This is a genomic window from Leptotrichia sp. OH3620_COT-345 (assembly GCF_003932895.1).
Taxonomy (GTDB): domain Bacteria; phylum Fusobacteriota; class Fusobacteriia; order Fusobacteriales; family Leptotrichiaceae; genus Pseudoleptotrichia.
Window position 1 is genome coordinate 1 of sequence record NZ_RQYW01000052.1, and the last position, 1,579, is coordinate 1,579.

The following is a 1,579-nucleotide window of genomic DNA, read 5'->3' on the forward strand; positions in this document are numbered from 1 at the left end:
GTAATAAAGTCTGAACCAGTTAGTTCTAAGCAATTAGATACTTAGAACTAACTGGTTCAGACTTTATTACAGATTTAAAAGACTTTGCAGACCTACAAAATTCTTTTGTCGCTGGATATATTCCTGATGACTTTACAGAGCAAATGGAGAGCTTTACAGACAAGTTATTGATACTTTGGGTAGATTGTAACGGAGGAATGCAAAACGCCTTAGATGATAAAACAGAGCTTCCTACAACTAACGAGTTAATCAATATCTTCTGTAAAACTGTTTTTATTAAAGAAAAAGAGGAAACGGAAGACGATACAGTCTTCTTTTCTTCTAGTTCATTGATTAAGAAAAAGAAAGATACTGTAAGGGAAAATAAAACTTTAGAACTTTTGACTGTTTTGGGCAATAATGAAATTGATATAACACAGTTCATGGAAATGGAACTAGAACTTGTTTATAAAATAATCGAACTTATTGCAGAGAAAAAGAAAGAGGAAAAAGAAAAAGAGAAAAGGCGTAAAAGAAAGGGTATGTAATGGCAAGTAATGCAACATTTGAGGTCGAGATATACGGTAATACAACGAAATTCGAGAACTCACTTAAAGGCGTTAATACCGCAATGTCAGGGCTTAGAGGAGAAGCTAAAAACTTACGTGAAGCTCTAAAACTTGACCCCACAAATACCGGGAAAATGGCGCAATTGCAGAAGAACTTACAAACGCAGTTGGGCTTATCACGTGACAAAGCAACAAAATTAAAAGAAGAACTTTCTACGGTTGACAAAGGGACGTCAGCAGGTCAAAAGAAATGGCTACAACTTACTAGAGATTTAGGTACAGTAGAAACACAAGCTAATAGGCTAGAGGGCGAAATTAAGCAAGTCGAGGGTGCTATTAGTTCAGGCTCTTGGAACATTGACGCTAAAATGGATACTAAAGGCGTTAATAGCGGAATTGAGGGCATGAAGTCACGCTTTAGCGGTCTTAGAGAGATTGCTGTTGGTGCATTCAGACAAATCGGTGCAAGTGCTGTTAGTGCTGTCGGTAACGGCTTAAAAGACTGGGTATCTAACGCAATGGATACTCAAAAAGCCATGATTTCATTGCAAAATACAATGAAGTTCAAAGGCAATGGAAAAGACTTTGACTATGTAAGCAAATCTATGCAGAATCTTGCTAAAGATACAAATGCAAATACCGAAGATACTTTAAAACTTTCAACAACGTTCATTGGTTTAGGCGATAGCGCTAAAAAAGCGGTCAGTAAAACAGAAGCATTAGTAAAAGCTAACCAAGCATTTGGTGGTACTGGCGAAAACCTTAAAGGTGTAGTTCAGTCTTACGGTCAAATGTCGGCAGCTGGTAAAGTTACGGCTGAAAATATTGGACAATTAACCGATAACAACACAGCTCTTGGTTCTTCTTTAAAAGACACTGTTATGAAAATGAACCCCTCATTACAGCAATACGGTTCTTTTAATGACGCTGTTTCAAAAGGCGCTGTTTCGATGGATATGCTCAACAAGGCTATGGAAAAAATGGCTAAAGGTTCGGGCGGTGGAATCAAAACTATTGGGGACGCGTGGGAC

The 1,579-nt window shown here is 37.8% G+C and carries 2 protein-coding genes; both read left to right on the forward strand.

Features of this window, described 5'->3' with window-relative positions; genetic code table 11:
• The first annotated feature begins 197 nt into the window (after window positions 1-197).
• Window positions 198-527: a hypothetical protein gene (locus EII29_RS11205; RefSeq protein WP_199726081.1), complete on the forward strand. Its 330-nt coding sequence runs from the start codon at window positions 198-200 to the stop codon at window positions 525-527.
• Window positions 527-1,579 (forward strand): tape measure protein (locus EII29_RS11210; protein ID WP_148096429.1); only part of this gene is annotated, 1,053 nt, incomplete at its 3' end. The genes EII29_RS11205 and EII29_RS11210, both read left to right, overlap by 1 nt.

Excerpts from the sequence above, each read along its gene's own strand:
- EII29_RS11205 (WP_199726081.1), top strand. The coding sequence starts at position 198 with ATGCAAAACGCCTTAGATGATAAAACAGAGCTTCCTACAACTAACGAG.